The sequence below is a fragment of the Sinorhizobium sp. BG8 genome (assembly GCF_016864555.1).
Taxonomy (GTDB): domain Bacteria; phylum Pseudomonadota; class Alphaproteobacteria; order Rhizobiales; family Rhizobiaceae; genus BG8.
In genome coordinates, this window is sequence record NZ_CP044011.1 from 2,900,003 (window position 1) to 2,917,349 (window position 17,347).

The window sequence follows — 17,347 nt, forward strand, 5'->3', positions numbered from 1 at the left end:
GGAGGTTGGTGGTTCCGGGATTTGTCGAGGACAAATCCTCCGCATTGCCACAATGCAGGCAAGTACAAGGGCGCGGTGAACTGCATCAGCCCAAAATCCTGCCCGGTCGATGTCATCTGCCGCGTTCCCCTTACCCGCGCGAGCGCGATCGAGCAGGCGCCCGTGACAGTTGCCGCGCTGGCTCGTTGTCTAGATGTTGTCTCCTTCCGTGGAGGTTTTCGATTTCGCGGATCCGCCGCTTTTCGCACCCCATTTCCAGCCGCTGATGGCCGGCATGTCGTCGCCGTGTTCCTCGATGTACTCCCGATGCTCGATCAGTTTCGCCTGGATCGCCTGCTTGAAGTAGGCGGCGCGGGCGCCGAGTTGCGGCAGCCTGTCGATGACGTCCCCGACGAGGTGGAAGCGATCCAGCTGGTTGAGGACGACCATGTCGAACGGCGTGGTGGTCGTACCTTCCTCCTTGTATCCGCGGACGTGAAGGTTGCCGTGGTTTTTCCGTCTGTAGGTGAGGCGGTGGATCAGCCAGGGATAGCCGTGGAAGGCAAAGATGATCGGTTTGTCCCGTGTGAACAGCCCATCGAAATCCCGGTCCGAAAGTCCGTGCGGATGCTCTTCCGCCGGCTGCAGCTTCATGAGGTTCACGACGTTGACCACCCGAACCTTGATCTCCGGGAGGTGCTCGCGGAGCAGTTCGACCGCCGCAAGCGTTTCAAGCGTCGGTACGTCCCCGCAGCAGGCCATCACGACATCGGGCTCGCTGCCCCGGTCGCTGCTCGCCCATTCCCAGATGCCGACGCCCATGGCGCAATGGCGAACTGCCTCCGCCATCGTCAGCCACTGCGGCGCCGGCTGCTTGCCGGCAACGACCACGTTGACGTAGTTGCGGCTGCGCAGGCAGTGATCGGTCACCGACAGGAGCGTGTTGGCATCCGGCGGCAGGTAGACCCGCACCACCTCTGCCTTCTTGTTGACGACGTGGTCGATGAATCCCGGATCCTGATGGCTGAAGCCGTTGTGGTCCTGCCGCCAGACATGCGAGCTCAGGAAATAGTTCAGCGAGGCGATCGACCTGCGCCAGGGGATCTCGTTGCACACCTTCAGCCATTTGGCATGCTGGTTGAACATGGAATCGATGATGTGGATGAAGGCTTCGTAGCAGGAAAAGAAGCCGTGGCGGCCGGTGAGGAGATAGCCTTCAAGCCATCCCTGGCACTGGTGTTCGCTGAGCACCTCCATGATCCGGCCGTCCGGAGAGAGGTGATCGTCCTCCGGATAGATTTCCGCCATGTAGCAGCGGTTGGTGACCTCGAGCACGTCTTGCCAGCGGTTGGAGTTGTTCTCGTCCGGGCTGAACAGGCGGAAGTTCTTGCTCTCCATGTTCAACTTCATCACGTCCCGGAGGAACGTGCCCATCACGCGCGCCGATTCAGCTGTCGTTGCGCCAGGGCTTGGAACATCGACGGCATAGTCCCGGAAGTCGGGAAGCTTGAGATCACGCAGCAACAGCCCACCGTTGGCGTGCGGATTGTCGCTCATGCGGCGGTGGCCGGTGGGAGCGAGCGAGAAAAGTTCGGGACGTAGCCGACCCTCGTCGTCGAAAAGCTCGTCCGGCCGATAGCTCTTCATCCACTGTTCGAGAATGCGGATATGTTCCGGCTTGTCCATCTCGCCCATCGGCACCTGGTGCGATCGCCAATAGTCCTCGCACTTCTTGCCGTCGATTTCCTCGGGGCATGTCCAGCCCTTCGGTGTGCGAAAGACGATCATCGGCCACGCCGGACGCTTCAGGTTGCCGTTGGTGCGGGCGTCGTCCCAGATACTCCTGATTTCGGCAACGATGGTGTCCAGCGTACCCGCCAGTTGCTGATGCACGTCCTGCGGGTCGTGGCCTTCGACGAAGTAGGGCTTGTAGCCCATACCCTCAAAGAATTTCCGGAGTTCGTCCTCGGGAATGCGGGCAAGGAAGCATGGATTGGCGATCTTGTATCCGTTGAGGTGCAGGATCGGCAGAACGCATCCGTCGCGGGCCGGATTGAGGAATTTGTTGCCCTGCCAGCCGGTCGCCAGCGGCCCGGTTTCGGCCTCGCCGTCGCCCACGACGCAGGCGACGATGAGGTTGGGATTGTCGAAGGCCGCGCCATAGGCATGGCTCAACGCATAGCCGAGCTCGCCGCCTTCATGGATGCTTCCGGGTGTCTCAGGAGCGACGTGGCTGGGAATTCCGCCCGGGAAGCTGAACTGCTTGAAAAGCCGCTGCATACCCTCGGTGTCACAGCTGATGCTCGGATAGAACTCGCTGTACGTCCCTTCGAGATAGGCGTGGGCGACCAGCGACGGTCCGCCATGGCCCGGCCCTATCACGTAGATCATCTCGAGATCATCGCGTTTGATCACGCGGTTGAGGTGGACGTAGAGCATGTTCAGACCGGGCGACGTTCCCCAGTGGCCCAGCAATCGTGGTTTGATGTGCTCCCTCTTCAGCGGCTCTCTGAGGAGCGGATTGTCGAGCAGGTAAATCTGGCCGACGGAGAGATAGTTCGAAGCCCGCCAATAGGCGTCGATCAGATGCAGTTCATCCGTCGAGAGCGGGGCGTCGGTTGCGGAAGACTGTTTTACTTCTACCGTCTCAAGTGAAGACATCGAAACCTCCCGGTCGAAATCGAATCTCAAAAGGGCGAAATATTGCGGCTTCTATGGACGTTCTGAAATTGCAAGGGCACCGCGGCGGGATCTCTTTGTGTCCCTTGTCGATCGGCGGTGCGGAGACAATCTTGCACAAAAAAGCGCCTCGGGCATAGAGAAATCGCCCCTTGTGGAAGGCAATGTGGAGACCCGGATTTCGTGCGCCGATTGTAACAGGAATGAAGCGTTCGCCTCAGTCAAATGGCGGTTAGTTGCATCGCCTGTGTGTTTCTCCGTAATGCTACACTGACCGATCGGCGCAACCGCCTGAAGCGGATCGTGATACTTCGGCTTCTCTGTCGCACGCTTTCTCTTCTTGTTCTGGCACTTGTCTCTGTCCCGAAACCGGCGAGCGCTTCCGGCAGGCATGCGTCAGCGGACCATGAACCCGATCACGAAAGCATTGGCGATATCGATGAAGAATGCCGAGACGAGCGGCAGGATGATGAAGGCCGTTGGCGCCGCTCCATGGACCTTGGTGACGGCCGTCATGTTGGCGATAGCCGTTGGCGTCGCACCGAGGCTGATACCGCTGAAGCCGGCTGAAATGACCGCAGCCTGGTAGTCGCGGCCCATGGCCGGAAAGACGACGAAGATCATGTAGAGAACGGCCGCAATCGTCTGGAGCCCCAGCACGATGACGAGCGCCGGCCCAAGGCCGCCAAGCGTCCAGAGCTGCATGCTCATGAGGGACATGGCGAGGAAGATATTGAGCGAGAGATCCGAGATGAGGGCGAGGGGACGCGAGCGGGTCGGCCAGAACATGTGCGGAAAGAAACGCGGAATCGTGTTTGTCATGACGATCGCAACCAGCAGGCAGACGACGAAGAGCGGCAACTTGATGCCGGTTTCGGCGATGATTTCATCCAGCGCGAAGCCGATCAGGATGGCGACATTGAGGATGAGCGCCGTCCGCAGCAGGTTGATGTGGTTGATGTCGTTCACTCGCTCGGTCGCGGGCTGATCCGGAAGGCCGATGCTCGGCGCCTCTGTCTCCTGGCCTCGCAGGTGATAGCGATTGATGAGAACGCGCGCGACCGGGCCGCCCACAAGACTGGCGACGACGAGGCCGAGCGTAGCCGAGGCGATGCCGATCTCAAGGGCGTTGCCGAGGCCGAAGCGGCCGGCGATCAATGGCGCCCACGCGATCGTGGTGCCATGGCCACCGATCAGCGAAACTGAACCGAGGAGAGGGGCAATGCCCTCTGGCAGGTCGAGGAGCGCCGAACTACCGGTCGCGATGATGTTTTGCAGGATGAGGAACGATATCGTGAGGATGAGGAGGATCACGAGTGGCTTGCCGCCGGCCAAGAGGTCGGCCAGACGCGCATTCAGCCCGATGCCGGTGAAGAAATAGAGGAGCAGCAGGTCGCGCGCATCGAGATCGAACACGATTTCGGTACCGAAGAAACGGTAGGCGACGAGCGTGACAAGCGCGGCAAGCAGGCCGCCCGTCACCGCTTCGGGGATGTTCCAGTGCCTGAACGGACCGACGATCCTGTTGAGCCCGGATCCAACGAAGAACACTACGATGGCGATTGTGAAAGTCAGAAAGCCCGGCGTCTCGATCGTCGTCATGCGTCGGTCGCTCCCTTTTGGTCAGCGCCACGCCCTCTCGTGGTGCCTCTCGCAACCCTAGGGTTACTACGATGCGGGCAATCGGTCCAGCCTGCGGCTGTGGTGCGTGGGGATTGCGGTTGTAGTGACTGATCTGGTCTTCGTCGTCGCCTGGGCTTTCCGTTCCCCGACTGGTAACGCTGAATTACGCATGAGCTGTCGCACTCAAGGGTACGGTTGCAGCTGGATTGATGTCGGGCGCGGATGTTCGACTGGTCGGATAGAGCCCAGCGGCTTTCTGACCTCGTAAATGTAATCTGACAGCTTCAGTTCGGTACGAAGCCGGTCTCTGTCATCATGCAGACCTGGTGTCAGAAAGCCGCTACGATGGTGCCATCTCACGGACGCTCTTGTTCCACATTCGGCGATAGCTGCTTTCCCATTGGACGGATTCTTCCAATTGTCGAGATAACTGCAACACGAGGAGATCGCGATGCGGGGCCGCCATCAACTGCACACCGATCGGTATGTCGGATTCCGGGAGCGGCAATGGGAGTGAGGCGGCCGGCTGTCCCGCAATGTTCGCATGAATGGAGAATGGCGCGAAGCCGTAGCCTGCCGCCGCCCAATTGGCCATCGTGCCGAGATCGTTGAAACCCAACGTACCAACCGGTGCGGGATCGCAAGCGAGGCTCGGAGTAAGGAGAACATCGTAGGTCTCGAAGAGTTGGAGGTGTGATCGGGCAGCCTCCGCCATCATTCTGATGGCCCGCTCGACCCCGGCTGGCCCCGCAGCGCTTAGCAAATCGAGCGCTACCAGCGTGAACGGCTCCAATTCGCCGGGCATCGGCTCCCGGCAACGATAACCGGCCTCGTCCGCCAGGAGGCGTGGGATATCGTCAATCCAAAGCAGATCAAACCAGTCGCCGACCGCAATAAACGGGGAGTTTTCAAAGAGATGCACATCGTGGCCATGTTCCCGGAGCCGGGCGACCACATCCTCCACGGCCCGCACCTGAAGATGGTCGGCGACGAGCCCATCCGCGCCATGAACTGTCGCGGCAATCTTCAGCTTTCGAGGCTGGGCGAGGTGGCCGGCAAGGTAGTTTCCGCGTCCTGACCCTGCGGTTATGTCCAAAGACGCCGCGCTGTCGCGCACGCTTCGAGTAACCACATGGTCGGAGTTCAAGCCATGTGCAATCTCTTTGAAATAGGGACCACTGGAGTTGAGACCTGCTGTCGGCTTGAAGCCATACAAACCACAGCAGGCAGCGGGAACGCGGATCGACCCGCCTAAATCAGTCGCATGCGCCAACGGAACCATTCCCGAGGAAACTGCTGCCGCGGCTCCGCCGCTGCTCCCCCCGACAGTCACGTTCGCGTCCCAGGGATTGATCGTCCTTCCATAGGCGGCAGGGTCCGTCACAAACTCGGATGCAAATTCAGGTGCATTGGTCTTGCCCAGAATGGTCAGTCCGGCCGCACGCCATTGGCTTACCATCGTGCTGTCAGCACGCGGCCGGGTACCCTGGAAAAACTTGCTGCCCCACGTGGTCGGCATCCCGTCTGTATAGAGGTAGACGTCCTTGAGCAGAAAGGGTACGCCCGCCAACGGACCAGTCGATGGCTGAGCGGCGCACTTCAGTGCCCGCTCGTAGTCCTTGCAGATGACAGCGTTGATCGAAGGATTGAGTGCTTCGATCATGCCGATGGCTACAGTCGCGAGTTCGACAGCCGTCACGTCGCCGGATGCCACGGCCTGTGCAAGGCCGACGGCGTCATGGCTAAGATACTCACCTGGTGTCATCCGAGCCCTCTGAATCGAATGTCGCTTGGGATTTTTTCGACATGCCGACTAGGTCACGATCGATTTGAGTTCCATGAACTCGTCAATGCCATAGGCTCCGTACTCGCGGCCATTTCCGGATTGCTTGTAGCCGCCGAATGGAACCTCAAAGTCGTAGTCCGGGCTATTGATGTAGACACTGCCTGTACGCAGGCGTCTTGCAACACGGTCCGCTGACTGCGCATTGGCGGAGTGCACATAGGCCGCGAGTCCATACTCGGTGTCATTGGCGAGATGAATTGCTTCGTTTTCATCCTGGTATGGCAGGATGGACAGGACGGGGCCGAAAATCTCTTCCCGCCAGATGCGCATGTCGGGCGTCACGTCAGAGAACACGGTCGGTTTGACGAAGTTGCCGAACTCCAGCGTCTCCGGCCGGCCAGTACCCCCGGCGACGACCCTTGCACCTTGCTGTATGCCCGAGTTTATTAGGTCCTGCACCTTCTGGAATTGCGTGATGCTGACCAGCGGTCCGACCCTCGTTTCGGAGGTCTGCGGGAGACCAACCTCATATGTTTCAACAGCTTCTGCTGCAATCGAAACGACTTCATCAAGCAGATGCTCTGGCACCAGCAGTCGCGTTGGCGCGTCACACGTCTGGCCGTTATTGTCCATGCAACCGGAAACGGCCGAGGTCACCGCTGCGCGAAGATCTGCGTCGGGAAGTACGATGAAAGGCGATTTGCCTCCCAGCTCCTGTGTCACGCGTTTGACGGTATTGGCAGCCAGCTTGGCGATCTGGACGCCCGCGCGCGTCGAGCCCGTAAAGGAGATCATGTCGACGTCTGGATGAGACACCAGCGCCTCGCCAGTTGTCGGGCCGTCTCCTTCGACAAGATTGAACACGCCTGCAGGCAAGCCTGCTTCAGCTACGGCCTCCGCGAATAGACGAGCGGCGGAAGGTGCAACTTCGCTCGGTTTCAGCACCATCGTGCAGCCGGCGGCGATTGCGGGCGCGACCTTGCAGACAATCTGCACCAGAGGCCAGTTCCACGGCGTGATCATCCCGACGACGCCAATCGGTTCACGCAGGACGCTGCTCCCACCCCGTGTGGTTTCGAATTCGTAGCGATCCATAAGCGATATCGCCAATTCCAGGTGTTTTACGGCGACCGGTATTTGAACTTCGCGGCAATATTGAATGGGGATTCCGACCTCCTCGCAGATGCTTCTCGCAAACTGCTCGGAACGGTCTCTGCAAGCCTCCAGTAGATTTGTCAGCCAAAGTCGCCGTTGATCGCGATCGGCAGTCGTCCCTGCGTCGAACGCTCGCCGCGCCGCGCGAACCGCCTCGTGAACCTCGGAGGGGGTGGCAACCGCTACCGTTCCGATCGTTTCATGAGTGGCGGGGGAGAGCAGGTCGATGCGTCCCGGACCCTGCGGCTTGTGCCATTTGCCATCGATGAAGAACAATGATTCATGCGGCATGTCTGTTGCTTTCAAGATGTGTGTTGCCGCTGGTCCCATTCCATGTGCCCTTTGAAGGGAGCAACACGGCATCCTCGGGACGGAAGCTCGCGACGATTGATGATCCCGCAGCGGGATTGCCGAGACCCCGATTGGCGTTCGGAGCGCTGACAAGGACCGTTGTCCCATCCTGTGCCTGCATGTGCAGATGGCTGCGATCTCCAAAATAGGCAGCGCTTCTCAGCGAGCCCGGGATGGAGTTGGTTCTCGACGCATCATCCGATCCGATTGCAAGCTTTTCTGGCCGCACGGCAACGGTCACGGCCGTTCCGGGAGCGAGGCGACCTGCGGAGCCACCTGGCAAACCCGCCGTCAATATTCCTTTCCCCGCAGTGCGCACACGCACAACCGAGTTTTCCAAGGTATCGACGACACCCTCGAAGAAGTTCATGGAGCCGATGAAGGCGGCGACTTCGCGGCTCGCGGGAGCTTCGTAGATACGGTTCGGTTCATCGATCTGAAGCACGTGTCCACGCGACATCACCGCCATGCGGTCGGACAGGGCAAGCGCCTCTTCCTGGTCGTGCGTCACAAAGACGAATGTAATACCGACCTGGCGCTGGATGCGGCGCAGTTCCATCTGCATTTCTTCGCGCAACTGCTTGTCGAGAGCGGAAAGCGGCTCGTCTAGCAGCAGCACCTTCGGCCGTCTCGCCAAAGCACGCGCGAGCGCGACGCGCTGCCGCTGACCACCCGAAAGCTGGTGCGGTTTTCGTCCACCAAGGTGTGAAAGCTGGATCATGTCGAGAGAGTCTTTCACGATCCTTTCCTGGTCAGCCCCGGTCAGCTTCAAGGACCGAAGGCCAAACGCAATGTTTTCCGCAATGGTCAGATGTGGAAAGAGCGCGTAGCTCTGGAAAACGGTGTTCGTCGGGCGCTTCTCGGGCGGCAGCCCTTCCACAGACTGGCCGTCGATCAACAGCCGCCCGGCCGTGGGGGTTTCAAAACCTCCGAGAAGCCGCAGCAACGTGGTCTTGCCGCAACCTGAGGGGCCCAACAGCGAGAAGAATTCGCCTTGGCGTATGCTGAAGCTGACATCTTCCAGCACCGTAAGAGCACCGAATGCCTTACGAACTCCCTCTATCTCAACACTGTGCCGGGTCATGTATTTGTCCTCCAATGAATATGGAATCACGCCTGCTCGGCCGAAGCGCCGGAGCGCCTCAGTTTTTCGGCGATGAGAACGAGGGTGAACGAAAACGCGAGGATCAAGGTGCTGAGTGCCAGCACTCCTGGAAGCTTGTTGGGAAAGCGCAGCTGCGACCAAATGAAGATCGGGAGGGTACTGTCGGTCCCGGCAAGAAAGAAGGCGAGAACAAACTCATCGAGCGACACCGAGAAGGTCAACAGCAGACTTGAAATGATCCCTGGTGCCGCGATCGGCAGAACCACCCGTCGAAAAGTCATTAAAGGACCTTCGCCCAGGTCACGCGCCGCTTCTTCGAGGCTGGGATCCATGCCTTCAAATCGTGGCAGCATGATCATCATCGCGAACGGCGTGCAGAACAGAATGTGCGCAAAAACGATCGTCGAAAGCGAGAGCTCCAGACCGAAACCCGTGGCAACGATCAACAGGGATATGCCGACGACGATTCCCGGTACAAGAAGCGGCAGCCCGATGAGCGCCAGGAAGATCGTTCTGCCCGGAAGACTTGGGCGACTGACTGCCTTGGCGGCAAGCGTGCCTAATATCGTGCTCACGATACTCGCGGTAACCGCCACCCTGATGCTGTTCCATAAGGCTTCGAGAAGGGCAGGTGCGGCGAATACCTGTGAAAACCACTGGAGCGTAAAGCCTTTCAGCGGAAACGCGATCGCGGTCCCTGCATTGAACGCGAAGAGCGCAATGAAGAAAATCGGGGCGTAGAGAACCAGAACGTAGAGCGCCGAATATACGCCAAGTGCCTTCAATCCCGTTCTCATGCCTTGCCTCCCTTGATGTTTCCATAGCGGCTGGTCAGCTTCAGGAATACGCAAGCGGCAGCGGTAACGACGATCATCGCGGTGACGGATATCGCTGCGCCCAGCGGCCAGTTGTTTGCGCGCCCGAACATTGACTGGACGACATTGCCAACCATGAGCCCCGACGTGCCGCCGACCAGCTGTGGCGTGACATAGTCACCGACAGTCGGAATGAATATCAGCAGGCTTGCAGCGACTACGCCCGGCAACGAAAGGGGCAGGATGACACGCCGGAAGACATGGAACATGCTCTCTCCCAGATCACGCGCGGCTTCGATAAGGCTCCTGTCGATGCGGCTCAGGCTGATGTAGATCGGCAGCAGAGCAAACGGAGCCCAGGCGTGGGCCAGTGTCAGCACGACGGCGAACGGATTGTAGAGCAGGATTTCGAGCGGTTTATCTATGATCCCAATGGAGATCAGGCTCGAATTGATCACACCGTTGTAGCCAAGGATGATCTTCCAGGCGAAAACTCTCAGGAGATAGCTGGTCCAGAACGGGATGGTGACGGCCAGAAGCCAGAGCGTCTTGTGCCGCTGGACTCCAAAAGCGATGTACGCGGCAATCGGATACGAAAACACGACCACCAAAACCGTCGCGGCGAGCGAGATGAGAAGCGATTTCCCGAGGATCAGCAGCTGGTTGGCGGAGCCGAGCAGCGTCAGGTAGTTGTCAAATGTGAAGTCGCGGACGACATCCATCCCTTCCTGTCGCCAGAAGCTGTTGAAGAACAACAGCCCCAGCGGGTAGAGCAGCGACAAACCGACAAACAGCAAGGTCGGAAGAACAAGGAGATAGCCTCGCAGGCGTGAGTCATAGCTCAGACGGGACCAGAGACTTGGGGAACTGGTGTGGGACTGCAGATCGGCTGTGATCGTCATCGCTGGGCATGCCTCCAGTTCTCGGCCACGAAATAGGGAGCGGATGTTGCCGGCAATGGCGCGCGTCCGCGTATGAGGTCCGCCGCCTTCTCAGCTATCATCATGGTCGGTGCATTGAGATTTCCGCTGACGATCGAGGGCATGATCGATGCATCGACGACTCTGAGGCCCTCGACACCCTTTACCTTGCAGTCCGGATCGACGACCGCCCTGTCATCACTGCCCATGCGGCAGGTGCAACTCGGGTGATACGCGCTTTCGGCTGTCGCCCTGACATAGCCATCGATTTCCTGATCGCTTTCAACCGACCGTCCCGGCATGAACTCTTCGCCGCGAAAGCGCGAGAATGCTGGCGCGGCAAAAAGCTCTCGGGTCAGGCGCAAGGCGTCACGCATGACCTGTCGATCTCCTTCCGTCGCAAGGTAATTGGGATCGATGGACGGGGGTACGCGCGGATCGGCACCGCGGATCGAGAGATGTCCACGACTTTCCGGGCGAAGCGCATCGGCATCGACCTGGTAGCTCGGGCCGATTTTGGCCGGCCCTTCCATGTGTTCGTAACCGACGGCGATTGGAAGGAAGTGGTATTGGATATCGGGATGATCGATGCCTGCACGGCTGCGGATGAAGCCTCCAACCTCGAATTGGTTCGAGGCGCCCGGGCCGGATCGCAGAAACAGCCATTGTGCGCCGATCTTCAGCTTTCCGAGCGGGCTGAGCTTTGTTGCGAGCGAGTCTGCTGTGAGGCAACGATGCTTGACGTAAATGCAGAGGTGATCCTGAAGGTTGCGTCCCACTTCGCCTGCATCGACGGTCACATCGATCTCGTGTCGTCGAAGCAAGTCTGCAGGGCCGATGCCTGAAAGCTGGAGCAGGTGCGGGGAATTGATCGCCCCGCCACAGAGGATCACTTCGCGACTTGCTCGAATTGTCTCTTGCCGTTTTCCGTTTTCGACAGAAACGCCGTTCGCACGCCGGTTCTCGAACACGACTCGATGAACAAGTGTGCGGACGGCCACAGTCAGATTCTGGCGTTGGAGTATCGGCTGGAGGTAGGCGCGCGCCGCGCTCCATCGGCGACCGTTGCCGACATTCATGTCGAGCCGCGACAATCCCTCCTGGCGGAAGCCGTTGACGTCACTGGATACGGCGTATCCGGTCTGCTGACCCGCTTGGAGCCAGGCCTCACCAAGCTTGTCGGTAGAGGTCCGCCGGGAGACGAGCACCGGTCCGGAACCGCCGCGGTAGTCGTCTTCACCGGCGACGAAGTTCTCGAGCTTGCGGAAATACGGCAGCACGTCCGCATAACTCCACCCTTGGCTCCCTCGGCTTCCCATCTCTCATAGTCCAGCGCATGGCCACGGATGAACACCATGCCATTGATTGAGCTGGAGCCGCCAAGCACTCGCCCACGGGGCCAGTGCAAGCTGCGTCCATTGAGGTGGGCCTGGGGTACGGTGTGATAGGACCAGTTAAGCTTTGGGTCCTGCATCGGATAGGCCAGAGCGGCAGGCATCACTATGCGCCAGTCGCGATCCGAGCCACCCGCCTCGATGAGCAGCACGCGAGTTTCCGGATCTTCGGTCAGGCGAGCGGCAAGCACGCAACCTGCCGATCCCGCGCCGACGATTATGTAGTCGTATTCCTTCACTGGAAATTCCATCTGCTGACCGGAGGAATTGGCCTGGTCGAGTGCCAATATCGAAGACAGAGAGCACCCGCTTTAAGCGGCGGGCACTTTCAGAGCCTCAGATTCCCTGCTTGACGGATTCAAACATCTTCTGGATGTCGTCCTGATCTTTCATCGGACCTTGAAGGACGGTCGATGAGAGCAGGGCGCTTGGATCACGGGGGATGTCGAGATTTGCGAGCGTCGCATCGTCAACCTGTTCGAATCCACCCTTTGTCGCACTGCCATATCCGAACTGCGTCATTCCCAATGCACGCGCTTCCGGCGAGAGGTACGCGTCGATCAGTTCATGGGCGAGTTCGCGATGGGGCGTACCTTTGACGATCGACAATACGCCGACCCAGGCCATCGTGCCTTCCTTGGGGCGCATGTAGCGGATTGGGATCCCTTGTCCCTTCAGCGCCACGTAAGTGTCGTTCCACGTATTGGCCGCGACAATTTCTCCCGACGTAAGCGCCTGCTGCAACGTGGTCGGGTCGTTAGAGTAGAAGCGAAGGAGCGCGCGCTGTTCGTCCAGTGCCGCACGCACGGTCTCAAGGTCGGCAGCAGACATATTGTAAGCGTTCACGCCCTTGTAGAGGGCGGCGGCACCAACCGCATCCGCCATGCTGTCAAGGGCCGCTAGTTTGCCAGAATAGTTGCTGTCCCAGAGCAATGCCCAGCTGTCATTTGCCGGATCAGCCGCCTCGGGAACCAGGTCTGTTCGTACGGCTATCGAGCTTAGCCCCCAGTCGGCGGGGACGCAGGTTACGTTCCCATCAATGGTGACACCGGGCATTTCACGGAAGTTGGGGAAGATGTCGTTCCAATTGCTGATGAGGTTTGTATCGATAGGCTCCAGGACACCAGAGTCATACCAGCGCTTGATCGTATACGACTGAGGATAGACGACATCGGCCTTGAAGCCGTTCTTCACCTTGAGCAGGGCCTCGTCCTGATCGCCGAAGACGGCAAAGTTCGGGGGCGTGCCGTGCGCGGCGACATAGGGTCCGAAGAACTCCGGCATATCCATGGTCGCCCAAGTGAAGAACAGCGGCTGATCCGCTGCAACCGCGCCACGAGGGCTCGTGGACATGACGACGCCAACCGCCGCAAAAAGCTTTCCAAAATCGCGGCGAGAGAGGGCACCCTTTTTCGCGAGCGAAATAATGTCTTTAAAATCGTTCATCATCGTTCCCCTTGCGGCCTTCATGACCGTCCCATTTGACGCGCCTAGCTAGGCCCGTTCACGAGAGGAGACGTAATCCTCGGCCTCCATCCCATGATCGTATGTTGGTATGCCATACGACGGAATGTCAAGCGTTGTTTTGATTTTTGCATTCGAGGAGAACGACGAAGAACGGAAACTTTTCAACGAGCTTACGCCGCGCATGGCGACGCAGGATACCTGACCTCATAGGTGACGAGGTGGCCGGGAGTTTCGAGGTGATGAACCTTGGTCGAAATCAATGTTTCCATCGCGACTCATGCGAAGGGCCGTGTATCGTTGGACCTCCCCACCTGCGCCCGCTGGCGCACGAGCCCGCACTACTCAAGGGCGCGGATTGGCCGGCTGGCTTCACCTCGGCGGGGCGAAGGACCATTCCGGGCTGAACTGAACCAGGCAATGAGCCTACGAAAGCATCAAGCCAACCTGGCGGAAGTGAACAGCGACCGTCTACAATTTAAGTGGTGGCGATTCATGCATGGGCAATATTGTTGGTGGTTCGGCGTTCAATGCCCAAAGGGTCAGCCGACCACATTTTCGGGCGTAACAAGCTTAGGTTTGTGCCTAAGAATATTCTGAAATTCAGTTTCAGCCTGGGAGGCTTGGGGTAGGCGGCTTCTTAATTGTCTGATTTTTTTGAAGATCTATGGTGAGCGCGCAGGGATTCGAACCCTGGACCTACTGATTAAAAGTCAGTTGCTCTACCGGCTGAGCTACGCGCTCCCAGTGAAGGGAGGGCCCCCTTCGGAAGTGCGCGGAACATATGCAGGAGGCCTTTCCGGGTCAACCGGAAAATGAAATGGGCAACAGCTTTTGCTGCATTTCGACGCGATCTCCAAAAGGTGACTGGCAGCCGGAGTTCCGCCAGAGTATCTGACATCGGCGGATGCCGCTCGTGACGCGGGCGGGCGAACGCTGGCATAATTACCGTCGCGGAGTATAGCTGCTTGTCGATTGCGGAGATTTCCCTCTTGAGTGCGCTGGTCGCTGGCGCGCTGTCCTTTCTTTCCCCGTGCGTCCTGCCGCTTGTACCGCCCTATCTGTGTTACATGGCGGGCGTTTCTGTCGAGCAGTTCCGTGGCGGGAGCGCAGCAATTGCAATCGAGGATCGCTCCGCGCGGCTCTCGGTCATCCTTTCGGCACTGTTGTTCACGCTCGGCTTCGCGACTGTCTTCGTCGCTCTCGGTGCCGGTGCCTCGACGATCGGTATGGCGCTCAGGCGGCATCTCGACATCCTGGCGCAGGTCGGCGGCGTGATCATCATTGCGATGGGGCTGCATTTCCTCGGCATCCTGAAGATCGGCCTCTTTTCCCGGGAGGCCCGGTTTCAGAGCAGCGGCAAGCCTGCGACATTGACCGGGGCCTATCTCATGGGGCTCGCCTTCGCTTTCGGCTGGACGCCATGTATCGGTCCCGTCCTGGGGGCAATTCTTGGGGTCGCGGCGGCGCGCGAGACCGTCGGGGAAGGGGCCGTGCTGCTTGCTGTCTATTCCCTCGGCCTGGCGGTTCCGTTCTGGATTGCCGCCGGATTTTCCGGGGCGTTCATGCGTTTCCTGATGCGTTTCCGTCAACATCTTGGCACGGTGGAGAAAGTGATGGGCGTGCTCCTCGTCCTCACGGGCCTTGCCTTCATCTTCGGCTACATCAGCGACGTCGCAATCTGGTTCCAGCAAACGTTTCCAATCCTGTCGCAGATAGGATAGGCGATGGTTCAAGCGGCGAACGGCGAGGGGATGATTCTGTCTGATGGCTGAACTGGCGGGGTTGGTGCTGCCGTTTTTCGGCATGATTCTGCTGGGCTACCTGGCCGCCAAGGCAAGGCCGCAGCCGGAGGAGGCGCTGGGCTGGCTCAATGCTTTCATCGTCTACATCTCGCTCCCGGCATTGTTCTTCAAGCTCGTATCGAAGACGCCGATCGAGCAGTTGACCCGCATCGACTTCATCCTTGCCAATGTCAGCGCCACCTACCTCGTTTTCGGGACAATCTTCGCGATTGGCCTGTTCGTGCGCCATGCGACGGTTGCCGAGGCGACCGTGCAGGGGCTCTCGGCGGCTTATGGCAACATCGGCTACATGGGCCCGGGCTTGGCACTTCTCGCCTTCGGTGAACGCGCGGCGGTGCCCGTGGCACTCGTCTTCTGCTTCGAAAACATGCTGCATTTCATGGTGGCGCCCGCCTTGATGGCTCTATCTGGCGGTGGCAGGCAATCGGCGGCGACTGTTGCGGCGGGCATTCTGCGCCGCATCGTCACGCACCCGTTCATCGTTGCGACGGCTGCCGGCTTCGTCGCGGCCTTCTCCGGTTTCGAGCCGCCGGTTCCCTTGATGCGGCTCATCGACTACCTCGCCCAGGCGGCCGCGCCCTGCGCGCTGTTTGCCATGGGCGTCACCCTTGCCCTGCGCCCCGTCAAGCGCGTCCCGGTCGAGATCGCCTATATCGTTCCGGCGAAGCTCCTTCTCCTGCCGGCGGTCATGTATCTGATGCTCGGCTTTGCGGGGAACTTCGATCCCTTGTGGGTGTTCACGGCGATGCTTCTTGCAGCGTTGCCGACGGCGACCAACGTCTTCGTCATCGGCCAGCAATACGGCGTGTGGCAGGAGCGGGCGTCGGCGACCATTCTCATCACCACGCTCCTCTCCGTCGCCACGGTGACGTTCCTCCTCTACCTCATCAAGTCAGGCCTTCTGCCCGGCGATCCTTTTCCTTAGGCTGTCGCGAAACGCCTTGAACGACCCGCCCGGCTCGATGCCTTCGCGCATGGCGACGCTTCTGAGCGGTCCCATGGCGGAGAGAAGGTGCAGGCCGGCTGAGCGGAGGATCTGGACCGGAAGGAAGCCCGAAAGAAGCGACCGATTGAGGAGGTCGACACTCATCGTGCGGCTGCGAACGTCCGCCTGCCTGTGACGGTCGAAGCGGTCGCCGATCTTTCCAAGGTCGGGTGTCGTCGAATCTCCAAGCAGCTTCCTCAGGGCCATTATGTCCCTGAGGCTAAGATTGAGGCCCTGGGCCCCGATCGGCGGAAAGGCATGCGCCGCTTCGCCGACGAGTGCGGTGCGCTCCCTGCCGAAGCGGTGCGCAATCATGCCCGACAGAGGATAGGCTTGCGGGATCGTCTCGACGGTCACCTTGCCGAGGATCGATTGCATCCTCTCCTCAACCACTTCGCTGAGCTTGGCCTGAGGAAGTTCGAGCATTTCCTCTGCCTTGCGCGGCGACTGCACCCAGACGAGGCTCGAGCGATTGCCGGGCAGAGGTACCTGCGTGAATGGTCCGCTCTCGGTGTGAAACTCCGTCGAGATGTTGTCGTGCGGCAGGCTGTGGCTGAAGTTCAGGACAATGGCGGTCTGCGGGTACGACCATGTGCGAACGCCGATACCGGCGCTCTGGCGCACGAGCGACCCACGCCCGTCGGCTCCGACGACAAGTTGCGCGCGAAGCGAGTCACCGTTTGCAAGCGTGATCTTGGCCGCGTCGGGCTCGGTGTCAACGGCATCGGCACCGTAATCGAATCGCGTGATCGTGTCAGTTGTCGCAATCCGGCTCTCCAGCAGTTCGGCGAGCGGTGCGTTCGGAATATTGTAGCCGAAGGCCGACAGCCCGACCTCGCTTGCACGGAAGCTGACTGGCGGCGCCCGGAACAGACGGGAGGTGCCGTCCAGGATCCGCATCGTTTCAAGCGGGGCGGCACTGGGAGCGATGGTGTCCCAGAGTTCGAGATCTCTTAGCAGGCCGATCGACTGGTCCATCAGCGCCGTGGTGCGCCCGTCCGGCATGTCGCGACGCGGGGCTACCAACGCCACGCGGCCGCCTGACGTGGAAAGTGCAAGCGCGGCAACGCTTCCTGCCAGTCCTCCTCCAATGATTGCGATCTCAAACTCGTTCACGGGCATTACAGACTTTCGAATTGCGACCCACCGATTTGTGGGTGTTGAACCTTTGAACAGACTAGATCCGAAGGTGGGCGAAATCCATGGGGTGAATCGGCGCAGGTTGATCGCAAGACTGGAAGGACGACCCAAGCGCGCGCATTTTCTCTGGCGGCGGGAGCCAATCG

The 17,347-nt window shown here is 59.7% G+C and carries 12 protein-coding genes, 1 tRNA gene and 1 pseudogene; 2 read left to right on the forward strand and 12 right to left on the reverse strand.

Going from position 1 to position 17,347, the window contains the following annotated elements:
- Positions 1-189 precede the first annotated feature (189 nt).
- The 11 genes and pseudogenes from F3Y30_RS13745 to F3Y30_RS13790 form a co-directional block, all read right to left on the reverse strand.
- A complete protein-coding gene (locus F3Y30_RS13745; RefSeq protein WP_203423246.1) occupies positions 190-2,640 on the reverse strand; it encodes a phosphoketolase family protein in 2,451 nt (816 codons plus the stop codon).
- 414 nt (positions 2,641-3,054) lie between these two features.
- Entirely contained in the window at positions 3,055-4,260 is a 1,206-nt protein-coding gene (gene gltS / locus F3Y30_RS13750) for a sodium/glutamate symporter (RefSeq protein ID WP_203423247.1), read from the reverse strand.
- 361 nt (positions 4,261-4,621) lie between these two features.
- On the reverse strand, positions 4,622-5,995 hold the full coding sequence (locus tag F3Y30_RS13755; RefSeq protein ID WP_203423248.1) for an amidase: 1,374 nt from the start codon (positions 5,993-5,995) through the stop codon (positions 4,622-4,624).
- Positions 5,996-6,094: 99 nt separating this feature from the next.
- Positions 6,095-7,585, reverse strand: coding sequence for an aldehyde dehydrogenase family protein (locus tag F3Y30_RS13760; protein WP_348649870.1), 1,491 nt, complete (start codon positions 7,583-7,585; stop codon positions 6,095-6,097).
- Positions 7,503-8,657: an ABC transporter ATP-binding protein gene (locus F3Y30_RS13765; RefSeq protein ID WP_203423250.1), complete on the reverse strand. Its 1,155-nt coding sequence runs from the start codon at positions 8,655-8,657 to the stop codon at positions 7,503-7,505. The genes F3Y30_RS13760 and F3Y30_RS13765 overlap by 83 nt, the downstream gene beginning before the upstream one ends.
- 26 nt (positions 8,658-8,683) lie before the next feature.
- The gene (locus tag F3Y30_RS13770) at positions 8,684-9,475 is read right to left on the reverse strand and encodes an ABC transporter permease (protein WP_203423251.1); all 792 of its coding nucleotides are present in this window, start codon (positions 9,473-9,475) and stop codon (positions 8,684-8,686) included.
- Positions 9,472-10,395, reverse strand: coding sequence for an ABC transporter permease (locus F3Y30_RS13775; RefSeq protein ID WP_203423252.1), 924 nt, complete (start codon positions 10,393-10,395; stop codon positions 9,472-9,474). Before F3Y30_RS13775 ends, F3Y30_RS13770 begins: the two co-directional genes overlap by 4 nt.
- Complete coding sequence (locus F3Y30_RS13780; protein WP_348649844.1) at positions 10,392-11,693, reverse strand: GMC oxidoreductase; 1,302 nt, start codon at positions 11,691-11,693, stop codon at positions 10,392-10,394. The genes F3Y30_RS13775 and F3Y30_RS13780 overlap by 4 nt, the downstream gene beginning before the upstream one ends.
- Before the next feature lie 74 nt (positions 11,694-11,767).
- Positions 11,768-12,058: pseudogene (locus F3Y30_RS26725) on the reverse strand (GMC family oxidoreductase N-terminal domain-containing protein); the annotation flags it as partial.
- 85 nt (positions 12,059-12,143) lie between these two features.
- Positions 12,144-13,277 carry an extracellular solute-binding protein gene (locus F3Y30_RS13785; protein WP_203423253.1) on the reverse strand — a complete coding sequence of 378 codons (1,134 nt, stop codon included), beginning with the start codon at positions 13,275-13,277 and terminating at the stop codon, positions 12,144-12,146.
- Positions 13,278-13,939: 662 nt separating this feature from the next.
- Positions 13,940-14,015: transfer RNA gene (locus F3Y30_RS13790), tRNA-Lys, on the reverse strand.
- Between the two features lie 224 nt (positions 14,016-14,239).
- Here F3Y30_RS13790 and F3Y30_RS13795 point away from each other — a divergent pair.
- A complete protein-coding gene (locus tag F3Y30_RS13795; protein ID WP_203423254.1) occupies positions 14,240-14,995 on the forward strand; it encodes a cytochrome c biogenesis CcdA family protein in 756 nt (251 codons plus the stop codon).
- 43 nt (positions 14,996-15,038) lie between these two features.
- Complete coding sequence (locus F3Y30_RS13800; RefSeq protein ID WP_203423255.1) at positions 15,039-16,001, forward strand: AEC family transporter; 963 nt, start codon at positions 15,039-15,041, stop codon at positions 15,999-16,001.
- On the opposite strand, the gene F3Y30_RS13805 is transcribed toward F3Y30_RS13800, so the two are convergent.
- Positions 15,969-17,177 carry a UbiH/UbiF family hydroxylase gene (locus F3Y30_RS13805; protein ID WP_203426618.1) on the reverse strand — a complete coding sequence of 403 codons (1,209 nt, stop codon included), beginning with the start codon at positions 17,175-17,177 and terminating at the stop codon, positions 15,969-15,971. The genes F3Y30_RS13800 and F3Y30_RS13805 overlap by 33 nt on opposite strands.
- Between the last annotated feature and the right edge of the window lie 170 nt (positions 17,178-17,347).